The organism is Pseudarthrobacter sp. NIBRBAC000502770 (assembly GCF_006517815.1).
Lineage (GTDB): Bacteria > Actinomycetota > Actinomycetes > Actinomycetales > Micrococcaceae > Arthrobacter > Arthrobacter niigatensis.
This window is the reverse complement of the sequence record NZ_CP041198.1, coordinates 2,989,729-3,011,358: the sequence shown is the minus strand read 5'-3', so window position 1 is coordinate 3,011,358 and position 21,630 is coordinate 2,989,729. Positions and strand designations below refer to the sequence as shown.

At 67.5% G+C, this 21,630-nt stretch carries 20 protein-coding genes; 11 read left to right on the top strand and 9 right to left on the bottom strand.

Features of this window, described 5'->3' with window-relative positions:
- Positions 1–40: 40 nt before the first annotated feature.
- Together NIBR502770_RS14495 and NIBR502770_RS14490 are read right to left on the bottom strand one after the other, a co-directional pair.
- Positions 41–823 carry a hypothetical protein gene (locus tag NIBR502770_RS14495; protein WP_141159434.1) on the bottom strand — a complete coding sequence of 261 codons (783 nt, stop codon included), beginning with the start codon at positions 821–823 and terminating at the stop codon, positions 41–43.
- Positions 824–1,045: 222 nt separating this feature from the next.
- Positions 1,046–1,594 carry a YceI family protein gene (locus NIBR502770_RS14490; RefSeq protein WP_141159435.1) on the bottom strand — a complete coding sequence of 183 codons (549 nt, stop codon included), beginning with the start codon at positions 1,592–1,594 and terminating at the stop codon, positions 1,046–1,048.
- Between the two features lie 215 nt (positions 1,595–1,809).
- On the opposite strand from NIBR502770_RS14490, the gene NIBR502770_RS14485 reads away from it, so the two are divergent.
- The 10 genes from NIBR502770_RS14485 (at position 1,810) to NIBR502770_RS14440 (ending at position 15,793) form a co-directional block, all read left to right on the top strand.
- Positions 1,810–2,490, top strand: a complete 681-nt coding sequence (locus NIBR502770_RS14485) for a histidine phosphatase family protein (RefSeq protein ID WP_141159436.1) — start codon at positions 1,810–1,812, stop codon at positions 2,488–2,490.
- A 53-nt stretch (positions 2,491–2,543) separates the two neighbouring features.
- Complete coding sequence (locus tag NIBR502770_RS14480; protein WP_210411397.1) at positions 2,544–3,104, top strand: TlpA disulfide reductase family protein; 561 nt, start codon at positions 2,544–2,546, stop codon at positions 3,102–3,104.
- Between the two features lie 15 nt (positions 3,105–3,119).
- Positions 3,120–3,875, top strand: a complete 756-nt coding sequence (locus tag NIBR502770_RS14475) for a cytochrome c biogenesis CcdA family protein (RefSeq protein ID WP_141182396.1) — start codon at positions 3,120–3,122, stop codon at positions 3,873–3,875.
- The gene (locus NIBR502770_RS14470; RefSeq protein ID WP_141182395.1) at positions 3,875–5,632 is read left to right on the top strand and encodes a cytochrome c biogenesis protein ResB; all 1,758 of its coding nucleotides are present in this window, start codon (positions 3,875–3,877) and stop codon (positions 5,630–5,632) included. Before NIBR502770_RS14475 ends, NIBR502770_RS14470 begins: the two co-directional genes overlap by 1 nt.
- Positions 5,632–6,720 (top strand): c-type cytochrome biogenesis protein CcsB, encoded by a 1,089-nt coding sequence (gene ccsB / locus NIBR502770_RS14465; protein WP_141182394.1) that lies wholly within the window; start codon positions 5,632–5,634, stop codon positions 6,718–6,720. The genes NIBR502770_RS14470 and ccsB overlap by 1 nt, the downstream gene beginning before the upstream one ends.
- A gap of 172 nt (positions 6,721–6,892) precedes the next feature.
- Entirely contained in the window at positions 6,893–9,031 is a 2,139-nt protein-coding gene (locus NIBR502770_RS14460) for an Hsp70 family protein (protein WP_141182393.1), read from the top strand.
- 1 nt (position 9,032) lies between these two features.
- Positions 9,033–11,120, top strand: a complete 2,088-nt coding sequence (locus NIBR502770_RS14455) for a LuxR C-terminal-related transcriptional regulator (RefSeq protein ID WP_141182392.1) — start codon at positions 9,033–9,035, stop codon at positions 11,118–11,120.
- A gap of 163 nt (positions 11,121–11,283) precedes the next feature.
- A complete protein-coding gene (locus NIBR502770_RS14450) occupies positions 11,284–12,327 on the top strand; it encodes an IniB N-terminal domain-containing protein (RefSeq protein ID WP_141182391.1) in 1,044 nt (347 codons plus the stop codon).
- 95 nt (positions 12,328–12,422) lie between these two features.
- Complete coding sequence (locus NIBR502770_RS14445; RefSeq protein ID WP_141182390.1) at positions 12,423–14,291, top strand: dynamin family protein; 1,869 nt, start codon at positions 12,423–12,425, stop codon at positions 14,289–14,291.
- Entirely contained in the window at positions 14,288–15,793 is a 1,506-nt protein-coding gene (locus NIBR502770_RS14440) for a dynamin family protein (RefSeq protein ID WP_141182389.1), read from the top strand. The genes NIBR502770_RS14445 and NIBR502770_RS14440 overlap by 4 nt, the downstream gene beginning before the upstream one ends.
- A 10-nt stretch (positions 15,794–15,803) precedes the next feature.
- Here NIBR502770_RS14440 and NIBR502770_RS14435 read toward each other — a convergent pair whose 3' ends face one another.
- Both NIBR502770_RS14435 and NIBR502770_RS14430 read right to left on the bottom strand, forming a co-directional pair.
- Positions 15,804–16,373, bottom strand: coding sequence for a hypothetical protein (locus NIBR502770_RS14435; protein ID WP_246857292.1), 570 nt, complete (start codon positions 16,371–16,373; stop codon positions 15,804–15,806).
- Positions 16,374–16,378: 5 nt separating this feature from the next.
- Positions 16,379–16,768 (bottom strand): PLD nuclease N-terminal domain-containing protein, encoded by a 390-nt coding sequence (locus NIBR502770_RS14430; protein ID WP_141182388.1) that lies wholly within the window; start codon positions 16,766–16,768, stop codon positions 16,379–16,381.
- 61 nt (positions 16,769–16,829) lie between these two features.
- On the opposite strand from NIBR502770_RS14430, the gene NIBR502770_RS14425 reads away from it, so the two are divergent.
- Complete coding sequence (locus NIBR502770_RS14425; RefSeq protein WP_210411367.1) at positions 16,830–17,141, top strand: DUF4229 domain-containing protein; 312 nt, start codon at positions 16,830–16,832, stop codon at positions 17,139–17,141.
- Here the strand turns inward: NIBR502770_RS14425 and NIBR502770_RS14420 are convergent.
- The 5 genes from NIBR502770_RS14420 to NIBR502770_RS14400 all read right to left on the bottom strand — a co-directional run bounded on the left by NIBR502770_RS14420 (position 17,138) and on the right by NIBR502770_RS14400 (position 21,548).
- Positions 17,138–18,019 (bottom strand): 1,4-dihydroxy-2-naphthoate polyprenyltransferase, encoded by an 882-nt coding sequence (locus NIBR502770_RS14420; RefSeq protein WP_141182387.1) that lies wholly within the window; start codon positions 18,017–18,019, stop codon positions 17,138–17,140. The genes NIBR502770_RS14425 and NIBR502770_RS14420 overlap by 4 nt on opposite strands.
- Positions 18,020–18,094: 75 nt before the next feature.
- Positions 18,095–19,306 (bottom strand): AMP-binding protein, encoded by a 1,212-nt coding sequence (locus NIBR502770_RS14415; protein ID WP_141182386.1) that lies wholly within the window; start codon positions 19,304–19,306, stop codon positions 18,095–18,097.
- 12 nt (positions 19,307–19,318) lie between these two features.
- On the bottom strand, positions 19,319–20,272 hold the full coding sequence (locus NIBR502770_RS14410; protein WP_141182385.1) for a 1,4-dihydroxy-2-naphthoyl-CoA synthase: 954 nt from the start codon (positions 20,270–20,272) through the stop codon (positions 19,319–19,321).
- A 22-nt stretch (positions 20,273–20,294) separates the two neighbouring features.
- Positions 20,295–20,735 carry a VOC family protein gene (locus NIBR502770_RS14405; protein ID WP_141182384.1) on the bottom strand — a complete coding sequence of 147 codons (441 nt, stop codon included), beginning with the start codon at positions 20,733–20,735 and terminating at the stop codon, positions 20,295–20,297.
- Positions 20,736–20,786: 51 nt separating this feature from the next.
- Positions 20,787–21,548, bottom strand: coding sequence for a CPBP family intramembrane glutamic endopeptidase (locus NIBR502770_RS14400; RefSeq protein WP_141182383.1), 762 nt, complete (start codon positions 21,546–21,548; stop codon positions 20,787–20,789).
- Between the last annotated feature and the right edge of the window lie 82 nt (positions 21,549–21,630).

Sequence of the window (21,630 nt, the reverse complement as noted above, 5' to 3'; positions counted from 1 at the left end):
GCTGGACATCCCGGGCCACCGCTGCGTTCTGCCGTAGGCGTTACCGCCCGTAAGGGTTGCCGAAGCCGCCGGAATAGGGGTTGGCGAACGGCTGCTGTTTCCGGAAGTACGGGGCAGCGGCCGGGAGGTAGAGCAGGACAATGGCGGCGATGCCCAGGACCGTCCCGAGCGTTCCGAAGGTGGGGACCCCGAACAGGCCCAAAACGGAGAGCGCTGCAAACACGGTTCCGAGGATGCGTGCCCAGTTTTTGCCCTTGCGGACAAAGAATGCCACCAGCAGGTAGAGCGCGACGCCGATGATCGCGAAGACCACCAGCGTGCCGGCGATGACGCTCTTGATGTCGTCATACGTAACGGCCGCTCCGCTGGCTTTCACCTGCTGCTCAAAAGCCTGACGGAACTGTGGGTCATCGAGCTGGGTGAGGCCGGCGAGCACGGAAACGACAAAGATCACCGCGGACGCGATCAGCAGCCAGAACGAGATGTTCACCAGTTGCGGGATGCCGTTGCTTCCCGCCGGCTGGGGCTGCTCCGAGGGGTATTGGCCGTACGGGGACTGGCCATAGGGCGACTGCCCGTACTGGGGAGCATTCTGGCCATATGGGGAACCGTACTGCGGCGCATTCTGGCCGTACTGCGGTGCTGCCGGGGGCTGCGAGCCGTATTGGGGCTGGTTCTGGCCGTACTGCGGTGCGTTCTGGCCGTACTGGGGCGCGTTTTGGCCGTAGCGCGGCTGCTCGGGTCCGGGCTGCTGGCTGCCGGACTGGTCATTGCCGGAATAGGGGTCTTGGGGCGCGGGAGGCGGGACGGGAGGAGTACTCATGGGCGTTCCTTCTGCAGGTCGGGATCCAGGTGGGCTGCCGGGATTCGGTCCTCAGCCTTCCCCCCAGCATGGCTTAGCTCCACCGTACCCCCGGCGGCGGAGATGTGGGTGATGCGGGCGGTATTCACGCACAGAACTGTGACCTGGAACGGCGCCTTTAAACAGCGCACCCCGGCGCCGGGCCGGGAAAGGCCTGGTGCCGGGGTGCGCCGGATGGGGAAGTTATGCTGCGGGGGCGATGAAGGCAAGTTCCAGGTTGATGGCAACCTTGTCGCTGACCAGGACGCCGCCGGCTTCGAGGACGGCGTTCCAGGTCAGGCCGAAGTCCTTGCGGCTGATGGTGGTCTCGGCGGTCAGGCCGGCGCGGGTGTTGCCGAACGGATCGACGGCCACGCCGTGGAGCTCGGTCTCGAGGGCCACGGGGCGGGTGACACCCTTGATGGTGAGGTCGCCCTGGAGCTCGTAGGCGTCGCCCTTGGGGACGATCGCGTTGGAAACGAAGGAGATCTCCGGAAACTTCTCGACGTCGAAGAAGTCTTCGCCGCGGACGTGGCCGTCGCGGTTGGCGTCGCCGGAGTCGAAGCTGGCGGTCTTGATGGTGGCGTTGACCTTGGAGTCGGCCACGTTCTCGGCGAGGCTCAGGGTGGCCTCGGCTTCCTTGAACTGGCCGCGGACCTTGCTGATGCCGGCGTGCCGGACGGTGAAGCCGATCTCGCTGTGGGAGTTGTCCAGGGTCCAGGTGCCGGTGGTGACGTCTGCGGGAAGTGCCATGATGTTGCTCCTTGGTGTGAATGCCTGCTGTGGTCCTGCGGTTGAATCTTCATCGGTTGAAGCCTCAACTATCTTGCTGCATCCAGTATAAACATGCGTTTGCATGTTTTGTTCCCGCTTTCGGAACATTTCTTCAGAAACTTAAGTTCTACTCTTTGTAGAAAGCGCGTCCCGGAGATTTCGGATCGCACGCCATCTTTGAGAAACTGGTAAACATGCCCCAAGCCACTGTCCATCTGCTCCGCCACGGCGAGGTCCACAATCCCGACGGCGTTCTCTATGGACGGCTCCCGGAATTCCACCTCTCCGAGCTGGGGCAGGAGATGGCCCGGACCCTGGCCGAGCACTTCCGGCAGCGCGCCGAGCGCGGCGCCCGGATTACCTACCTGGCCGCCTCACCGCTTGACCGTGCGCAGGAAACCGCGCGGCCGACGTCGGAAGCGCTGCGCCTGCAGATCCACACCGACCAGCGCATCATAGAAGCGGAAAACTACTTTGAGGGCATGAAGGTCACCAAGGCTGAACTCCGCCGGCCAAAGCACTGGCCTCGCCTGGTCAACCCGTTGCGCCCGTCGTGGGGCGAACCGTACAAGGAGCAGGCGGCAAGAGTGGCGGCTGCGGTGCAGGACGCACGGCTGCGCGCCATCGAACTGGCCGGCGGCGACTTTGGTGCCGCTGGCCCCGAGGCCATCCTCGTCAGCCACCAGCTTCCAATCTGGGCGGCACGGCTGAGTGCGGAGGGCCGGCCGCTGTGGCACGACCCGCGCAAGCGCGAGTGCACCCTGACATCCCTTACGTCCCTGGTTTTCGACGACGACGGCTCGCTTTTGCGGGTCGAGTACAGCGAGCCTGCGGCGTCCCTTCTTCCCGGTGCCGCCAGCACCCCTGGAGCCTAGCAGTGAGCAACAACAACCTTCCCTCGCGCCGGAGCCTGCTCTCGGCAGGCGGCATGGCCCTGACCGCGCTGACCCTTGGCCTGTCCGGCTGCGCCCAGGAGGATGCCCTGGCCAAGCAGGCCAAGGCCGGTGACAACAAGAACTATGTTGCCGGCGACGGCTCCGTAACCGAGTTCGCCGCCGGGGACCGCAAGGAAGCCGTGCAGATCCAGGGAGCGCTTTTCAGCGGCGCCGCCGTGACCCCCGCAGACTTCCAGGGCAAGGTCAGCGTCCTGAACTTCTGGTTCGCCGCCTGCGCGCCGTGCCGCGTGGAGGCGCCGCTCCTGGAGGAGCTGCACCAGGAGTTCAAGGACCAGGGCGTGCAGTTCTTCGGCGTCAACCTCCGGGACGAGAAGCCCACGGCCGAAGCGTTCGAGAAGACCTTCAACCTGACCTACCCCAGCTTTGACGACAAGGACGGCAGCGTCCTGCTCTCCGTGTCGGGCCTGGTCCCGCCCGGCGCCGTACCCACCACGCTGGTGCTGGACAAGCAGGGCCGCGTGGCCTCCCGCGTCCTCGGGGAAATCGAGAAGGGCACCCTGAAAGCCCTCATCACCGCCGCCGTGGCGGAATAGGGACGGGCCGGGACCGTGAACAGCCCCTTCGCCGAAGCCATCCTCAGCGGCTCCCTCCTGCTCGCCATTCCGGTGGCCCTGCTGGCAGGACTGGTGTCCTTCCTTTCGCCGTGCGTCCTTCCCCTGGTTCCCGGATACCTGGGCTACGTGACCGGCCTGAGCGGCGTGGACCTGCAGAAGCAGAAACGCGGGCGGATGCTTGCGGGCATTGGATTGTTCGTCCTGGGCTTCTCCGTGATCTTCGTCCTGCTGGGCGGTGCATTCGGCCAGCTGGGCACGCTGATTACGGGCAGCCAAAATGCCTGGATCACCCAGCTCCTGGGCGTCCTGGTCATCATCATGGGGATCGTCTTCATGGGCGGTTTCAGCTGGCTGCAGCGTGACGCGAAGATCCACGCCAAGCCGCCCGCCGGGCTCTGGGGAGCGCCACTGCTGGGCCTGACCTTCGGCCTGGGCTGGGCCCCGTGCATCGGCCCCACCTACTCCGCCGTGCAGCTGCTCAGCCTCTCCGGCGGATCCTCTGCGGCCAAGGGTGCTTTCCTGGCCTTTGTCTACAGCCTGGGACTTGGCATCCCGTTCCTGCTGATCGCCCTGGCCCTGCGCCGGGGGATGGGCGTCATGGCGTTCTTCCGGAAGCACCGCGTGGCCATCCAGCGGACCGGCGGCGGGATTCTGGTGGTGCTCGGGATTTTGATGGCCACCGGGGTGTGGGGTGCCTGGGTGACCGGGCTGCAGTACTGGTTCCAAACCGACGTGAAGTTGCCGATCTGATGAGCGAGCGTGTGAACGTAAAGAAGAAGCAATCCGCCCCTGTAGCAGAGGCGAAAGCCCAGGCCGCCCTTCCGGCCCTGGGACCCAAGGGCATGCTGCGGTGGGCCTGGACCCAGCTGACCAGCATGCGCACCGCACTGTTCCTGCTGCTGCTCCTGGCCGTCGCCGCGGTCCCGGGATCACTGTTCCCGCAACGCCCGGCAAACCCGGCGGTGGTAACCCAGTACATCAAGGACCACCCTGACTACGGCAAGCTGCTGGACTCCCTGCAGCTCTACGACGTCTACTCCTCGGCCTGGTTCTCGGCGATCTACCTGCTGCTGTTCATCTCCCTGATCGGCTGTGTGGTACCCCGCGCCATCGCCCACTACAAGGCCATGCGCTCCCAGCCGCCGCGGACCCCGCAGCGCCTCTCCCGGCTGCCCGAATACGGCACCCTGGTGATCCCCTCCGGCGCGGCCATCCCGTCGTCGGACGCCATCAACGGCGCGGCCCGGGTGCTGCGGAAACGCGGCTACCGGGTGGAGGTCAGGGATGCGGACGGCGCCCTTCCGTCCCTGGGTGCCGAACGCGGCTTCATGAAGGAAGTGGGCAACCTGGTCTTCCACACCTCGCTCATCGGCGTGCTGGTGTCCGTGGCAGCCGGCGGCCTGTTCGGGTACAGCGGCCAGCGCATCCTGGTCGAAGGCGACACGTTCGTGAACACCCTGGTGGGCTACGACCAGTTCAACCCGGGCACCAACTTCCAGCCCAGCCAGCTCCAGCCCTACTCGCTGCAGCTGGACAAGTTCAACATCACGTTCGACCGTGAATCCAAGGGCAAGTTCGGCCAGCCCATCGACTTTGCCGCCACGGTAACCACCAAGGAAAACCCGGACGCTCCGCCCAAGCAGGAGACGCTGAAGGTCAACGACCCCGTGAGCCTGGGAGGCACCAGCATCTACCTCACCGGCAACGGTTACGCCCCGGTGGTGACCATCCGGGACGGAGCGGGCAACGTGGCCATGCAGGGCCCGGTGGTCGCAAAGCTGCAGGGCGAGAACTACTACTCCTCCGTGGTGATCAAGGTCCCTGACGCCCAGCCGGACCAGCTGGGCTTCGTGGGCTTCTTCCTCCCCACCGCGTTCGTCACGGACAAGAATGTCTCCTTCAGCGCCGACCCCGAGCTGTTCAACCCGCAGCTGACCCTGAACTCGTACTACGGCGACCTGGGCCTGAACAAGGGTGCCCCGCAGAACGTCTTCGAACTGGATGTCAAGAACCTGACCCCGCTTAACGCCCGGAACCTGGCTGCCGGCGGCATTACGCTGGCACCGGGCTCCACCTACACGCTGCCCGACGGCAAGGGCAGCATCAGCTTCGACGGCGTCAAGCGGTACATCGGCGTGGACATCCACCACAATCCCGGGCAGCTGTCCGCCCTTGTCTTCGCGCTGCTGGCCGTGGCAGGCCTGATCCTCTCGCTCTACGTCAACCGCCGGCGCGTCTGGGTACGCACCGGCACCGCCGTCGACGGCCGCACCATGGTGGAATACGGGCTCCTGGCCCGCGGTGAGGACCACCGCCTGGCCGGCGAGGCAGCAGCGCTGCGGAAACTCTTCAGCGCAGAGTGGCAATTGCCTGACGAGGCGGCCCCTGGGGATACCGCTTCCGCAGGCGCCGCCCCGTCCCAGCAAACTCCCAGCCGGGCAGGCGATAATATCGCAGGCTCCGTCAGCACCCCAGCAGGCCCCACCGGGCCCAAAAAGGACCAGTAATGCCATTTGGAATCAACGAAACCATGGGCCAGTACAGCGAACTCTTCATGCTGCTGGCGGCGGGCACCTATACGGTGGCCTTCATCGCCTTCGCCTGGGACCTGGCCAAGAGCAGCAAGGCCCTGCGCGCCGTGGACCTCAAGGCAGCCCAGGCCGGGACCGCCGCCAGGGTTCCCGTGGGAGCCGGCGTTGCCACGGGATCTGCCGGGGGCCGCCTGAGCGGGCCGGCCGACCGTGCCGAGCGCCCGTCGTCGTCCACTGCCAAGGCCGGCGGCGCAGGAACGGATGGCATCGTGACGGCGGGCGGCGACATGAAGTATGCCGCGGAACGCCGCGTTCCGGCGCGGGTCGCCGTGGCCCTGACCACCCTCGCAGTCCTGATCCATGCCGCCGGCGTGGTCACCAGGGCGCTGGGAGCCGGGCGCGTGCCATGGGGCAACATGTACGAATTCCTCACCACCGGCGCCTTCCTGGTGGCGGCCGTATTCCTGCTCTCGCTCATCCGCCGCGACCTGCGCTTCCTGGGCACCTTCGTGGTGGGCCTGGTGATCATCATGATGGTGGCCGCCTCGGTGGCTTTCTGGACCCCCGTCGGCCACCTCGTTCCCGCCCTGCAGAGCTACTGGCTGGTCATCCACGTTTCCATCGCCGTGCTCTCCTCCGCGCTTTTCACCCTGACGTTCGCGATGTCGGCACTGCAGCTGGTCCAGTCCCACCGGCAGAAGACCGTTGCCGCCGGCGGGACCGACAAACTTGGTTTCATGCGCCTGGTGCCCTCCGCACTGAGCCTTGAGAACCTGTCCTACCGGATCAACGCCATCGCCTTCATTGGCTGGACCTTCACCCTCATGTTCGGAGCCATCTGGGCCGAAAAGGCCTGGGGCCGGTTCTGGGGCTGGGACACCAAAGAGGTGTGGACGTTCGTGATCTGGGTTGTCTACGCCGGATACCTTCACGCGCGTGCCACGCGCGGCTGGACCGGTACCCGCGCCGCCTGGCTCTCGATCGTGGGCTACTTCTGCGTGGTCTTCAACTTCACCATTGTGAACACCTTGTTCAACGGGCTCCACTCCTACTCCGGCCTCTAGGAGGGCCTTCCCGGCCGGCAGCGACCGGGAAACCACGCACAACGCGGCACCGGCCCGCCAAATAACCATTCGATGTAGCAACAGGGCTGTCCCCGGGTCCCTCGGAATGCTACGTTGGTGACGTTCACTGTGATGAAGCTTGCATGTGGACGGCCAGCCTTCCGAGGTAACAATGAGCTACGCACTCGCCGTAGACGTCGGGACCAGTTTCACGGCAGCCGCCGTGGTTCGCTTTCACCAAGGTCCTTCCGCTGTGCCCGAGTGCCTGCCCCTGGGCGCGCGTGGAGCTTCCATCCCCTCCGTGGTCTACTTCCCGGAGGAAGGCACCGTCCTGGTGGGCGAGGCTGCGGAACGCCGCGGACTGGACTCGCCGGAACGCGTTGCCCGTGAGTTCAAACGCCGCATCGGCGATGACGTCCCCATCATCCTTGGCACCCTGTCACTGCAGCCGGAGGACGTCTTCGCCACCGTCGCCCGTTGGGTTGCAGACCGGGCCGCAGAACGCGAGGGCGGTCCGGCGTCGGCCGTCTACCTGACCCACCCGGCCGCCTGGGGCAGCCACCGGCTGTCCGCGATCCGCGAGGCCCTCACCGCCCACGGCGTGCAGAACGTGACCCTCCTCCCCGAACCCGAGGCCGCAGCACTGCACTACGCATCCCAGGTGCGCGTGGAGGAAGGCAGCACCATTGCCGTGTACGACCTCGGCGGGGGCACCTTCGACACCGCCGTCCTCAGGAAGGCCGGCACCAGCCGCTTCGAACTGCTGGGCCGCCCCGAGGGCATTGAAGACCTCGGCGGCGCCGATTTCGACGCTGCGGTATTCAGCTACGTCGCCGCCCATACCGGCAATGCCCTGGCGGACCTTGATGCCACCGATCCCGCGGTCCTCGGCGCCCTGGCCCGGCTCCGGCGCGAATGCGTGGAAGCCAAGGAAGCCCTGTCTGCGGACAGCGAGGCAAGCATTCCGGTGCTCCTGCCGGGCGTGCAGCAGCAGGTCCGCCTGGTCCGTTCAGAGTTTGAGGCCCTGATCGAAGAGCCCGTGCGGGAAACGGTGGACGCGCTGGAACACTCCCTGGCCCAGCTCCACCTTGCGCCGGCGGACCTGTCGACGGTGCTGCTGATCGGCGGTTCGTCGCGGATCCCGCTGGTGGCCCAGGTGGTCTCAGAGGAGCTGGACCGGCCCATTGCAGTGGACGCGGACCCCAAGTCCTCCATCTGCCTGGGGGCGGCCGTGGCGGCGCTACTGGCCCATACCGCAGCAGCCCTGGAAGCGGCGGCACCGGCGGGAACTGAAGCCAAGGAAACCCTTGCGGCAGGGACTGATGCGCGCAGCGAAGGGGCGCCGGCCGTCGTCGTACCCCCGGCCGTGCCACCCGCCCCGACCGGACCGGCGATGCCCAGCTGGTCCCGCAAATATGCGACGGCGGGAGCCGGGCCTGGGCAGGGCGCCGGCCGGCGTGAGTGGCACGGTGGAAGGGGAGCCCATGCACCGAAACCCACCGTCCGCATCACTGCCGTCGCCGCGGCGGCTGCGCTCCTGACGGTCCTCACGGCAACTGCCGCGCAAAGTCCCGACGGCTTTGGAAGCCTGACCGCCATGTTTGTGCCGCAGGCCGGCGCGAGCACGGAGGGCGGCTCCACCGGCCAGGCAGCTCCGGGTGGAGGGGCAACACCAACGGTGGATGCGCCCCAGCCACTGGCAGGCATCGAAGCGAGTGTCCGGAAGCCAATCGGGCAGGTACCCGGACTTGACGTATCCGCCTCACCCACCACGCGGCAGGCGTCCGGCGGAGAAGCGGCCGTGGGCGGAGCAAACCCGGGCGGCCCGGCAGCCGCCGGCGGGAATCCTCCTCCCGGAGCCGACGCGGGTGCAACAGGGACGGGTATCATTCCTGATTCAGCCACCGTGGGTCCGGCAATGCCGCCGGGCACCGCCGAGGCCGCCCCAACAGGTCCCGCGCCCGTTGACACGGCGTCGCCGGACCCTGCGACGCCCACACCCACGGACACCACCCAGCCAACAACGACGGACCCGGGCACGCCGTCGCCCAGCGGCACCGGCGATCCGTCGGGTTCCGGCACCCCTACCCCTGATCCCGGCACGTCGTCCCCCGGCACCGGGGAACCAACGCCGACCGTAGTGCCCACCACCATGGCGGCCCCGGACCCGACAGGTGATCCCGTCGTTTCCCCTACGGCTGACCTGACGCCCACCCCGGCCGTTGCACCGTCACCCACTCCGGAGGACGCCACCGCCAGTCCCATTGAAACTGCCGTCGCAACGGCCTCGACCACCTCACCGGGGGCCTGACATGGATGGAAACCTGCAGCGGGCAGAGCGGCCCGTACCCCTGCACACCGCACCGGACCACCAGGGGCACCCACCCCATGTGGCGGAGCTGATGGCCAAACAGCTGAAAGGCGCGAACGCTGCCCTGCGGGAGCTGCTGCTGGCGCTTTCGGTTGGCTTCGCCCTGCCCGGCCCGCTGCCCGCGGACCTCCAGCACAAGTTCATGAGCGGCACCGTGGAGGACCTCGATTCCCTGGTGGACCGCGCCGAAGCCGCCGGACTGCTGACGCCGGACGGCACAGTGGTAGGGACCGCCCAGCACGCGCTGCTGAGCGCCGCGCCCACCGCCAAAGTCCACGCGCTCCAGCGCGAGCTGGTGACTGTTTTCGCGTCCGCAGGCCAACCACTTGGCAACCTGGCCCGCGAGTTGGCCAGGGGCGGCCTGGCGGATCCCCGAGTGGCTGCGGAACTGGAGCAGGCGGCGGACGCCCTGCTGGAAACCGACCCCCGTCTTGCATCGCAACTCTATGAGGAAGCACTCCTGGCCGGCTCTGATCCGCTTGCCTTGGCAGCCCGGCGCGCCCAAGCCGCCGCTGGTGACGGGGAACTGGACGCAGCGGCCCGCATCATCGATGCCCTCCTGGTCAGCCCGGCTCCGCCGGACGTGCGCCGCGGCGCCGACGTCGCTGCTGCCGTGTGGGCTCAGCGCGGCATGCTGGCCCGGGGCGCGGACGTGTACAGCTGGCTGGGCCCGGGACGGGTGGGACCCTCCGCGCCACTCGCTGCCGTCGCCATGATCGGCGCCGGCGACCGGGCAGCGGCGGAGGCCTTCTTCCAGCCTGAAGCTCCCGCGGCCTCGCCAACGCTCCTCGCGGCCGCCCTCGTGCAGACCGGCCAGGGAATCCTCGCATCCTTGGGAGACAAACCGCACCAGGGCATCCCCATCCTGATCCATGCCTCGGACATGCTGAACTCTGCAGGCACGGCCCTTCCGCTGCCCGAAACGCCCGCCGCGCTGGCGGCCCTGCTGGCCCTGCACAGCGGGGAACCACACCTGGCCGAAACCGTCTGCCGGGCAGCCGCGGCAGCCGGGCAGGGCGGCCATACTGCCCAGCCCCGGCTCCTGCTGCTCCAGGCCTGGGCAGCCATGATGCAGGACAAACTGGAGGACGCCCGGCTGGCGGCCACGGAAGCGGCCAAAGCAAACCATTGGCCGCTGGTCCCGCGCGATGAGTTCATGAGCGCCGCCCTGGAAGTGGGGCTTGCCCGCAGGAACGGCGACGTTCCCGAGCTGATCAAGGCATGGGAACGGGCGCGCGAAGCCATGCTCCACACATCAGTGGACCTGTACAACCTCCTGCCGTGGGGGGAACTGCTGATCGCCGCGGCCAGGCTGCGCGAGACGCGCCGTGTGGCACAGTACCTGGAGGACGCCTGGAAGCTGCTGGGACGCCTGGGCGGCCCCGCTCTGTGGGCCGTTCCCCTGCACTGGTCCGCCGTGCAGGCTGCGCTGCTGAGCGAAAGCCCGGCCGATCTCGCCCCGCATGCAACCGCCTTGGCACGGGCGTCTGCCCACAGCCAGCTCGCCGCAGTCCTCGCGACGGCAGGCAAGGCCTGGGTCTCCGTGCTGGCCGGCCGCTTCCGGACCGCGGAGGTGGAGGGTGCGGCAAGGCTGCTCGGGGCGGTGGGAATGCCATGGGAGGGTGCCCGGCTCGCCGGCCACGCCGCAGCCCGTGCCGAGGAGCGGCGCGACATGATGCGCCTGCTCTCGTGCGCCCGGGATCTTCATCCGCAGGGGAGCCCCGCCGGCGGAGCGTCGGGGGCAGCGGAAGTGCAGGCAGGCAACGGTGCCGACAAGGGGGCCAAAGGGGCCCAGCCGGACGCATCCGGTTTGAGCGAACGTGAAAAGGAAGTGGCCAGGCTGGTCCTCGAGGGCAAGACCTACCGGGAGATCGGCGAGGCGATCTACATCTCGCCCAGGACGGCGGAGCACCACATCGCCAGGATCCGGCGCCGCCTGGGAGCGGAGAACCGGTCCGACCTGCTGGCCCGCCTGCGCCTGTCCCTCGGCGTGGAACATCCCCAGCAGCTGAATCCGCAGCAGGAATAACCCTAATACCCCTAGGCGCGGAGGTGTTGGTGCCCCGGAACGGCATTCACGGGTAGGGGGGATGCGCCCGATGCCCTGTCCCCGGCGGCGAATCTAGGTTTGAACCACTTGGATACGTTCGCCGGATGATCCACAACTCAATGAAGATGTGAGGACCACGCATATGCCAACACTCGCAAATGACCTCGTCCAGTTCCTCATGCAACTTTTTGGGAACCGGGAAGCGATCCAGGAGTTCCTGGACGACCCTGAAAAGGCGCTCCAGGAACACGGGCTGGCCAACGTGTGCTCGGCCGACGTTGACGCCGCGATGCCAGTCGTCCTCGACTACGCGCCCATCACCCTCAATGCCTTGTCCTTCGTCCGGGGAAACGCCGGCAGCATGTGGCCCGGGTCCGCTGTTTCCGCCACACACGCCGGAAACGCCCCGGCCATCCACGCCGGCGGGATGGCTGCAGGTTACGGCGGCGCCACTTACGACCAGGCTGACCATGCCCACGCGGTACAGCAGCTCCAAAACGTGGTGAACCACTTCTCCTACACCACCCAGACCACCATGCTGGACGACCGGGATACCATCACGGACCAGTCAGTCAGCCAGAACATCTGGGCGCATGGGGACGTGGAGCAATGGTTCGACAACCATGCCGCGGTGGCTTCCGGCGACCGTGCCGTCGCCGCCGGTGACGACGCCGCCGTCCGGGACTCCCACAACGTCCGGGATTCCTACACCACCGACCATTCGACCGATAACTCCACGGACAACTCTGTCCATGCCGGCGGCGACGTCAGCATCGGCACCGGGGAGACGGACATCTCCGGCTCCTTCAACACGGACCTCGGCCTGGACGTGGACGATTCCTTCAACGACAGTTCGGAGAATTCCTACCACCCGGACTATTCGGACCATTCCGTCGATACCGACATGGACCTCGACGCCAGGGACTCGTTCAACGACAATTCCACGAACAGTTCCGTGGATGTGGACGATTCCTTCAACCAGGACAGTTCCACCACCACAGGAGCGGAAGTCCACGTGGACGACGTCTTCCAGGACAACCCGGCCACGAGCCTCGCGGAGGACAGCCTGGGGGGCGCCGACAACCAACTCGATTTCACTGAGGACAGCTCCACGCACACTGATGTGGACCCGGACAACCATGCGGCCATCGATGATGCAGTGGTTGACGACTCCACCGCGCTGTAACACGCTAGTTCCGTAAGGCGAACCGCCGCGCGGGCGGGCACTGGGCAGGGGGACACGCTGTGGCAGAGGCAGGACCGGCAAGGCCACCGGGGCCCATGACAGCCGGACAGCTGGTGAAGCTCCTGGAACAGGGGCTCCAGCTGGTGGGCGACGGGGACCGCGCTGACCTCCGCCGACGGCTGGAGCAGGCAATGGCCCGGCTGCAGGACCCCAGCATCAGGGTCATTGTGGTGGGGGAGTTCAAACAGGGCAAGAGCAAGCTCATCAACGCCCTGGTCAACGCTCCGGTCTGCCCGGTGGACGACGACATCGCCACTTCCCTGCCCACCATCGTCCGCTACGGCGAACCGGCTTCGGCCGCCGTCCTGATCCCCGCGACGGACACCCCTGCCGGGGACGCGCACGGCCTGCCCGCAGAGGACGGCGTGGAGCGCCGTCCCGTCGAACTTTCCGACCTGCCGGCCCTTGTCTCCGAGCAGGGCAACCCGGGAAACAGCCGCAACCTCACGGCAGCCGAAGTCTGCCTGCCCCGCCGCATCCTGACCGGCGGCCTCACCATCATCGACTCCCCGGGCGTTGGCGGCATGGGCTCGGCCCACACCCTGACCACCCTCACCGCCCTGCCCACCGCGGACGCCATGCTGCTGGTCTCGGACGCATCCCAGGAGTACACGGAACCGGAGCTGCGGTTCCTTCGCCAGGCCATGCGGATTACCCCCAGCGTGGCCGCGGTCCTGTCCAAGACAGACCTCTACCCGGACTGGCGGCGCGTCGAAGAGCTGGACAGGGCCCACCTGGAGCAGGTGGCACCTGACATCCCGCTGTTCCCGTTGTCGGCCGACCTCCGCCTGGAGGCCTCACGGCTGCAGGACGCCGAGCTCAACAGTGAATCCGGTTTCCCGGACCTGGTGGCCCACCTGCGCAATGAGATCGTGGGAAAGGCCCAGCGCATCCAGCGCCGCTCCGTCAGCCAGGACCTGCTCTCCGTCACCGAGAACCTCCGCCTGTCCCTGCAGTCCGAGCTTGAGGCGCTGGAGAACCCCCGCGGCACCCCGCAGATGCTCGCCGCCCTGGAACAGGCCAAGGCGGAGGCGGACGAACTGCGGAAGCGCTCGGCAAGGTGGCAGCTGACGCTCAGCGATGGCATCAACGACCTCATCGCCGACATGGAATACGACCTCCGCGACCGCCTGCGCCGGATCCAGAGGGAAGCCGAGACGGCCATCGACCAGGGCGACCCAGGGCCGGTCTGGACGCAATTCTCCCAATGGCTGGAGGAATGCGTTGCCGCAGCGGTTTCGGACACGTTCGTCTGGACCAGCGAGCGGTCGCAATGGCTGGCGGCACAGGTGGCCGAACACTTTGCCGCCGACGAGGTGGCCCTGCCCGTCCTGCATGTTGCGGAGTCCGGAGACGCGCTGGACCCGGTGGACCAGATGCCGGCGCTGGACCCTGGCCGCGTGAACCCCATCCAGAAGGTCCTCATCGGTATGCGCGGGTCCTACGGAGGCGTCCTGATGTTTGGGCTGCTGACCGGCATTTTCGGGATGGCCCTGATCAATCCGCTCTCGGTGGGCGCCGGGCTGCTGCTGGGACGCAAGGCCTACCGGGAGGACAAGGAAACGCGGCTGAAGCGGCGGCAGGGGGAGGCCAAGGCGCTGGTCAGGCGGCAGCTGGACGATGTGACGTTCCAGGTGGGAAAGCAGTTGAAGGACAGGCTGCGCCTGGTGCAGCGCACCATCCGGGACCACTTCACCGAGATCGCCGACGAATACCACCGGTCCCTGTCGGATTCGGTGGCAGCAGCCCAGAAGGCAGCCAATTCCTACGCCCAGGAAAGGGAGGGCCGCATTCAGGACATCAAGGCTGAACTCAAAAAGGTGGATGCCCTGCACCGCGCCGCGGAAGCGGTGTCTGCCGAAGTTTCCGCTGCCGGTGCCCGTTCTGCGGCGGGGGTCGGATGACGGCGTCCACCACGGCCGGAGCCGCAGGGCTGATCCGCGAGGCACTCGAGGTGTATGCGGATGACCCGCCCGCCATCCAGGCGCTGCAGGGCCATGCGCAGCGGTTGGCCGAGCCGTTGAGGATTGCCATTGCGGGAATGGTGAAGGCAGGAAAATCCACCCTGCTGAACGCCATCATCGGCGAGGAAATCGCGCCAACCGACACCGGCGAATGTACCCGGATTGTCACCTGGTACCGGTATGGCCACACACCGCGCATCACCTTGCACCCTGTTGTGGGCGAGCCCCGTAACCTTCCCCTGAAGCGCGCAGACGGCCGCCTGGTCTTCGTCCTCGACGGTGCGCGGGCGGACGAGGTGGAGCGCCTCGACGTCGAATGGCCCTCGCCGGCACTGCAGGCCATGACCCTGATCGACACCCCCGGGATCGCCTCCCTCTCCCAGGAGGTGTCCGCACGGTCGGTCAGGTTCCTCACTCCGGAGGATTCGGCGTCGGAAGCTGATGCCGTGGTCTACCTCCTGCGGCACCTGCACGCATCCGACATCCGGTTCCTGGAGTCCTTCCGCGACACAGCCGCCGGCCGCTCTGGCACCGTTAATGCGATTGCAGTTTTGTCGCGGGCGGACGAAGTGGGAGCCGGACGAATCGACTCGCTGCTGTCCGCCGGTGCCATCGCGGAACGGTACAGCCGGGACCCCAACCTCCGCAAGCTCGCGCTCGGCGTCGTCCCCGTAGCGGGGCTCCTGGCCCAAAGCGCCCGCACCCTGCGCCAGGCGGACTTCGAGGCCCTCCGGCTCCTTGCCACCGTTGATCGAACTGCCCGCGAGAGGATGATGCTTTCGGCCGACAGGTTCCGCCGCTCGGCGGAACCGCGGGAACTGACGGAAGAGGCCCGTGCGTCACTGCTGGAACGCTACGGACTCTTTGGCATCCGGCTGGCTGTGGTCCTGGTCCGCAACGGGTTTGGCGACCCGACCCCGCTGGCCCACGAACTGGCCAGGCGCAGCGGGCTGGACCCGTTGCTGGAGCTGCTGGACCGTCAGTTCCTGGCGAGGGCAGAGGCACTGAAGGCCAGGACGGCGCTGGCAGCGGTGGAAAGCCTGCTGGCCGGCCGGCCCCGGGAGGGGACCGAACGCCTGGCGGAGTCCCTGGAGCGGCTGCAGGCCAACGCGCACGAATTCCGCGAGCTGCGGTTGCTGGCCGCGCTGCGGACGTCGGGAGTGGAATTGGCCCCGGAGCTTGCGGCGGAAGCCGAACGGCTTATCGGGGGCCTGGGCGCCGAAGCATCCCAGCGGCTGGGCGTGGCGTCCGGCACGGGTCCGGAGGCGCTTGCCGCCGAGGCGCGCGGCGTGCTGGCCCGCTGGCGCAGGGTGTCCGAAAATCCCTTGACTGCGCGGTCGGCCGTGGAAGCCTGCAGGGTGGTGATCCGCAGCTGCGAGGGCGTCCTGGCGGATTGCACCGGCAGCGAAACCGGCACGGCCCGGCAGCCGCAGTCAGCCTAGGGGCCCGCGCTCAGGCCCGGCCGCGCCCGCCCTTGAGCCAGGTTCCGGCAGGGGGGAGGAACAGGAGCACCAGCCCTGCCAGGGCCAGGACCACTCCGGCGCCCCACAGCATCACGACGTAGCTGCCGGCGGCACCGGCGGGGACCAGGAAGGCGGACGCCAGAAAAAGGACAAGGAGATGGCTGGCCAGCAGCGGAATCAAAGTCCAGCGGGCCCATGTCCTGCGGCCCAGCACCGCTGCCAGGACACCAGCCTCAAGCACCGTCACCAGGAGCAGGGCAACGATGCTGCCCCAGAACACTATGTCCGCCGCGGTTCCAACCGAATCGGCGTCGCGGCCTGCGGCCATGTCCGCCACCACCCCGCGAAGCCGCCGCAGGTTCGAGTCCCGGGCTGCCAAGGACCCCAGCAGGACGGCCAGCCCGGCGGCGAAGCTGAAGAGCCAGAGCGAGCGGGCGGCACGGACGGTCCGCGGCACCGCGGGGCTGGCCGGGATGGGCGGTGGGGCGGAGTGGGACAGGCCGGGCCTTGGTGGGGGAGCGGACAGGCGCCGTTCTTCGCCGCCGGCTGGGGACGCCATCAGTGCTATTTCAGTCCGTCGGCATCGTGTTCGTCGGTGCCGTGCTGTTGCTTCCCGCCGTCCTCCTTGGCCTTTGATTCGAGGTCGTCGCGGAGTTTCCTGAGGCGTTCGGCCTCAGCCTGGCTGCGGCGGCGTGCCTCAAGGTTGCGGAGGAATTCCGGGTCATCATCCGGAGCGGTGGGGTGCGGGTAGCTGGGCCGCGGCTGCGCAGAGCCCCGTGGCCGGCCGATCAGCAGCCACAGGAGAGCACCAAGGACGGGCAGGACAATTTGGACGATGATCCACGCGGGTTTCGAAATCCCGCGGGTCAGGCGGCCTTCAGTGCGGATCACGTCCACCAGGCCATACACAAAGATGACGAGGACTGCGACGGCCAAAGCCACACGGAAGAGCATGCCATCAAGTCTATCGTCAGGACGCGCAGGGGCCGCGGGCCGGGGCGGCTAAACTTGAATAGTGGCCTTTTTGAAATATTCCCTGATCCGCCTGGCGATCTTCCTGCCCCTGTTCGTCCTGTTCATGCTCCTGCAGGTCGGGGCGCTGATGGCCGTCATCTGCGCCGCGCTCATTGCCTTCGCCATCAGCTACCTCTTCTTCCAGAAGCAGCGCGACGCCGCCTCCGCAGCCCTGCAGCACCGGTTCTCGGGGAAGGCCAAGCCGCTGCGCTCCGCCGGAGAGGTCCAGGACGCCAACGCCGAGGACGCCCTGCTGGACGCCAACCCGGACATCACCATCAACAACGCCAAGGGCAGCAGCAAGAAGAACTAGAACCCGTGGCTGAGGATCAATCCCAGTGAGAACAGCACGCTGTAGCCGAGGTTGATCAGGCCGGTCTGCTTCAGCACCGGGATCAGGCTCTTGCGCTTGCGGCCGTTAATCATCAGCCACGCCGGCATCAGGCAGGCCGGAATGAGCAGCAGCACAATCAGGATCCACGGCCGGCCCGGTGCCAGGATGACCACCAGCAGGATCGCGACGGCGAGCATCAGGACGTAGCTTTCGCGCGCGTGCTTGTCGCCAAGGCGCACGGCCAGGGTCTTTTTGCCTGCCTGCATGTCCGTGGGAATGTCCCGTACGTTGTTGGCCATCAGCAGTGCAGTGGCGATCAGCCCGGTACCGATGGCCCCGATGACCGCGGAAAGGCTGATGTGCCCGGCCTGGGTGTAGGTGGTGCCCAGGGTGGCCACCAGGCCGAAGAAGACGAACACGAACAGGTCGCCGAGTCCCATGTAGCCGTAAGGGTTCTTGCCGCCCGTGTAGCCCCACGCCGCCATGACGCAGCCCAGGCCCACCAGGATCAGCCACCAGGCCTGGGTGAGGACTACCAGGACCAGGCCGAACACCATGGCCAGCGCGAACGTTCCGAACGCCGCCCACTTGACGTGTTCCGGCTTGGCGGCGCCGGAGCCCACCAGCCGCAGGGGGCCTACCCGGTCGTCATCGGTACCGCGGATGCCGTCCGAGTAGTCGTTGGCGAAGTTCACGCCCACCTGCAGCAGGAGCGCCACCAGCGCAGCAAGGATGGCGTTGGGCAGGAGGAACGAGCCCATCTCATAGGCTGCGGCAGTGCCGATCAGCACCGGCGCGATCGCTGCCGGCAGCGTCCGGAGTCGGGCGCCTTGGATCCATTGGGCGGCTGTTGCCACGGTTAGTACCTCGTGTTGTTTCGGTAAGACGGCTGGATGGAACGTGCGCACCCGCCGCGGTGGTGCAGGTCCACTCTACTTTCCTCCGTGCTGCGTGCTGAGTTCGGCGGTCATGGCGAGCCGGTCCGGCTTTCCGTTCGGCAACATCCGCAGCGCCGGCGCGGTGCGGACCGTTTTGGGCGCCAGCACCCCCAGCTCCTGCTGCCAGCGCTGTTTAAGGGCGACGGCGGGATCCCCTGCTTCCTGCCCGGGTCCGGCTTCAGCGGCGGCTCCCCCGTCGGGTGCCAGCGCCACGTAGGCCGCCACCGCCTGGCCCCATTCGGCGGAGGGGACCCCTGCCACGAAAGCCGCCGCGACGGCGTCGTCCTGTTCCAGCCGCTCCTGCACGTGACCGGCGGAAACCTTGACGCCGCCGGTGATGATGACGTCGTCGGCCCGGCCCAGCACGGTGAGGCGGCCGTCGTCGTCGATCGAGCCAAGGTCGCTGGTGCGATACCAGCGCACGCCGTCCTCTTCGAAGAACGTCCCGGTCTCTTCATCAGGGGCTTCGATGTACCCTGCGGCCACGGTGTCCCCGCCCAGCAGGATGCGGCCGTCTTCCGCCACCCGGACGGAGACGCCTTCCAAGGGGTAGCCGTCGTACACGCAGCCGCCGGACGTTTCCGCGGATCCGTACGTGGTGACCACCCGGACTCCGGCATCGCGGGCGGCGGCCAGCAGGGCCGGGGACGCAGGCGCGCCACCCAGCAGGACCGCGTTGAAGCGCCGCAGCACGGCGAGCGTCTCAGGGGAGGGCTGGTCCAGGAGGCGCTGGAGCTGCGTGGGGACCAGGGACGTGAACCGGATCTTGTCCGTCAGTTCCAGCGCGGCCGCGGTGAAGGCCTCCGGGGTGAAGCCGCCGGACATGTCCATGACCCAGGGCCGGGTGCCGGCAAAGAGGGACCGCACCAGCACCTGGATGCCAGCAACGAACTGGACGGGCAGGGCCAGCAGCCACTGGCCCTCGCCCTTGAGCCGCAGCGCGGTGGCCATCGAGGAGGCCGCCAGGCACTCCACGGTCAGCAGGGTTGCCTTGGGTGCCCCGGTGGACCCGGACGTGCGGACCACGGCCACGGCGTCGTCACAGCCGGGGGTCTCGACGTGCCCAACGATGAGGCCGCCGTCCGGGTCCACGGACAGTTCGACGGCGGGGCCCTCGCCATGGAGCGCGGCCGCTAGGGCCTTCAGGGCCGGTTCGATGTTGAGCGGACCGCCGTGGCCCGTCCTGGGTGAGGCTTCGCTGTTCATTGCCGTCCTGCCTTAGAAGTAGTGCGGGAAGCGTGACCAGTCGGGGTCGCGTTTTTGCAGGAAGGCCTCCTTGCCCTCCACGGCTTCGTCCGTCATGTAGGCCAGCCGGGTGGCTTCGCCGGCGAACACCTGCTGGCCCGCCAGTCCGTCGTCGGCCAGGTTGAACGCGAACTTCAGCATGCGGATGGCCTGCGGGGACTGCCGTGCGATGTCCGCGGCGTACTCCAGTGCCACCTCCTCCAGGCGTTCGTGGTCAACGGCCTCATTGACCGCGCCCATGCGGACCATGTCTTCCGCGGAATATTCGCGGGCCAGGAAGAAAATCTCGCGGGCCGTCTTCTGGCCCACCTGCCGGGCCAGGAGCGCTGAGCCGTAGCCGGCGTCAAAGCTTCCCACCGTGGCGTCGGTCTGTTTGAACTTGCCGTGCTGCCGGGACGCGATGGTCAGGTCCGACACGACATGCAGTGAGTGGCCACCGCCGGCCGCCCAGCCGTTGACGACGGCGATGACCACCTTGGGCATGGTGCGCATCAGCCGCTGGACCTCAAGGATGTGGAGCCTGCCGGCACGGGCGGGGTCGATGGTTTCCTGGGTCTCGCCGTCGGCGTACCGGTAGCCGTCCCGGCCCCGGATCCGCTGGTCGCCGCCGGAGCAGAAGGAGTGGCCGCCGTCCTTGGGGGAGGGGCCGTTGCCGGTGAGGAGCACGGTGGCCACGTCGGGGGTCATCCGGGCGTGGTCCATGGCTCGGTAGAGCTCGTCAACGGTCCCCGGCCGGAACGCGTTGCGGACCTCGGGCCGGTTGAATGCTATCCGGACCGTTGGCAGGTCACGTACCCAGCCGCCGGCGGAATCCCGCTCCACCTGCCGGTGGTAGGTCATGTCCTGGAAGTCCTCGAAGCCGGAGACCACCCGCCAGCGCGTGGGATCGAAGACGTCGGACACCGGGGCGGGGATCTGGTTGCTCACCGTCCAAGTCTAGTAATCGTGCTTAGCTGATGCAGAACTCGTTGCCCTCAGGGTCCGCCATGGTGTGCCAGGAGTGAGGGCCCTGCCGCGCCGACCAGAGGAAGGAGGCGCCGCGGGCCTCGAGTTCGCGCCGTACGTCGTCCTTGTCCCTGCCGTCCAGCCGGACGTCCCAGTGCACCCGGTTCTTCACCGTTTTTCCCTCGGGTGCGGTCTGGAACAGGATGCGCCGCTGCGGATCCTTGGCCTCAATCTCTTCCGGTGGCCGGATGGCGGCGCCGTCCTTCCACACCAGGTTCCCGCGGTGCGTCATAGTCTGGTTTTCGGTGGCGTAGCCCTGCTCGATCATTGTGCGGATGAAGGCTGCGTCCTGCGGTTCCACCGCCCACTGCAGGGTTTCGGCCCACCAGTCGGCCAGTTCGTGCGGGCTGGCGGAATCGACGACGATCTGGATGTTCAGTCCCATCCGTCCACGGTACGGGCGGCCGGCTCGTTGGGGAAGGTCCCGTGCGGGTGCTCAGGCCTGGACGTTCTGCATCTGGTTGATCAGCTCCGGCGGGATGGCGTACACCAGGACCACGGCCAGCAGGTTCTTGGCGGCATGGACGAAGTAGGAGAACATCACGTTCTTCCCGGTCCACATGTAGACGAACACCAGCGTGGCGCCCATCGCCAGGTAGGGGAGCAGCGCAGTCAGGGTCACCGCCTCCTGGCCCACGATATGGAGGGCCGCGAAAAGCGCCACGGAAAGCGCACAGCAGATCCAGATGTTCACGCGGCGGGACATCTTCCCAATGAGGAGGTGGCGGAAAATGTACTCCTCGACGAACGGGCCCACCACCACCAGCAGTGGAACCATGAGCCATGCCGGGACCTGCTGCATCAGTGCCTGCAGCCCTGCCTGGTTGGCCGAGGTTTCAACCTGCCCGTTGGCTGCCACCACCACGGCGGTGAGGATCATCATGGCGATGACGGCTGCCGGCACCATCAGCAGCGTGAACCATGGCCGGGTTGCCAGGACCTTGAGGTCCCTGACCACCACTCTGCGGGCCGCCAGGAGCGCCAGTATTCCCACCGAGGCATAAAACAGCAGGTTCACGGCGTAGGACGCCGCTGCCGGGGATGGGGCGATCTGCCGAAGCAAGGGCGCGAGCACGTTGCCGGCCACCGCGAAGAAGCCGGCGATGGCAACGTAGAGGCACAGCGTGGCCAGGTCCAGCGGGGAAAATCGGTACAGCTGCGGCTGCGGGGAGGGCGGTAAGCGGTGGGCTGTGGCCATGCCTCCAAGCCTATCGCCGGGGGCGGCCGTGTAGTGCGCGTCACGTACCACCCCACACCGTCTTGTAAGATGGTCAGGCCGC

Coding starts and splice junctions, on each gene's coding strand:
- NIBR502770_RS14495 (WP_141159434.1), bottom strand. CDS start 823: ATGAGTACTCCTCCCGTCCCGCCTCCCGCGCCCCAAGACCCCTATTCC.
- NIBR502770_RS14490 (WP_141159435.1), bottom strand. CDS start 1,594: ATGGCACTTCCCGCAGACGTCACCACCGGCACCTGGACCCTGGACAAC.
- NIBR502770_RS14485 (WP_141159436.1), top strand. CDS start 1,810: ATGCCCCAAGCCACTGTCCATCTGCTCCGCCACGGCGAGGTCCACAAT.
- NIBR502770_RS14480 (WP_210411397.1), top strand. CDS start 2,544: ATGGCCCTGACCGCGCTGACCCTTGGCCTGTCCGGCTGCGCCCAGGAG.
- NIBR502770_RS14470 (WP_141182395.1), top strand. CDS start 3,875: ATGAGCGAGCGTGTGAACGTAAAGAAGAAGCAATCCGCCCCTGTAGCA.
- ccsB (WP_141182394.1), top strand. CDS start 5,632: ATGCCATTTGGAATCAACGAAACCATGGGCCAGTACAGCGAACTCTTC.
- NIBR502770_RS14460 (WP_141182393.1), top strand. CDS start 6,893: ATGAGCTACGCACTCGCCGTAGACGTCGGGACCAGTTTCACGGCAGCC.
- NIBR502770_RS14455 (WP_141182392.1), top strand. CDS start 9,033: ATGGATGGAAACCTGCAGCGGGCAGAGCGGCCCGTACCCCTGCACACC.
- NIBR502770_RS14450 (WP_141182391.1), top strand. CDS start 11,284: ATGCCAACACTCGCAAATGACCTCGTCCAGTTCCTCATGCAACTTTTT.
- NIBR502770_RS14445 (WP_141182390.1), top strand. CDS start 12,423: ATGACAGCCGGACAGCTGGTGAAGCTCCTGGAACAGGGGCTCCAGCTG.
- NIBR502770_RS14440 (WP_141182389.1), top strand. CDS start 14,288: ATGACGGCGTCCACCACGGCCGGAGCCGCAGGGCTGATCCGCGAGGCA.
- NIBR502770_RS14435 (WP_246857292.1), bottom strand. CDS start 16,373: ATGGCGTCCCCAGCCGGCGGCGAAGAACGGCGCCTGTCCGCTCCCCCA.
- NIBR502770_RS14430 (WP_141182388.1), bottom strand. CDS start 16,768: ATGCTCTTCCGTGTGGCTTTGGCCGTCGCAGTCCTCGTCATCTTTGTG.
- NIBR502770_RS14415 (WP_141182386.1), bottom strand. CDS start 19,306: ATGAACAGCGAAGCCTCACCCAGGACGGGCCACGGCGGTCCGCTCAAC.
- NIBR502770_RS14405 (WP_141182384.1), bottom strand. CDS start 20,735: ATGGGACTGAACATCCAGATCGTCGTCGATTCCGCCAGCCCGCACGAA.
- NIBR502770_RS14400 (WP_141182383.1), bottom strand. CDS start 21,548: ATGGCCACAGCCCACCGCTTACCGCCCTCCCCGCAGCCGCAGCTGTAC.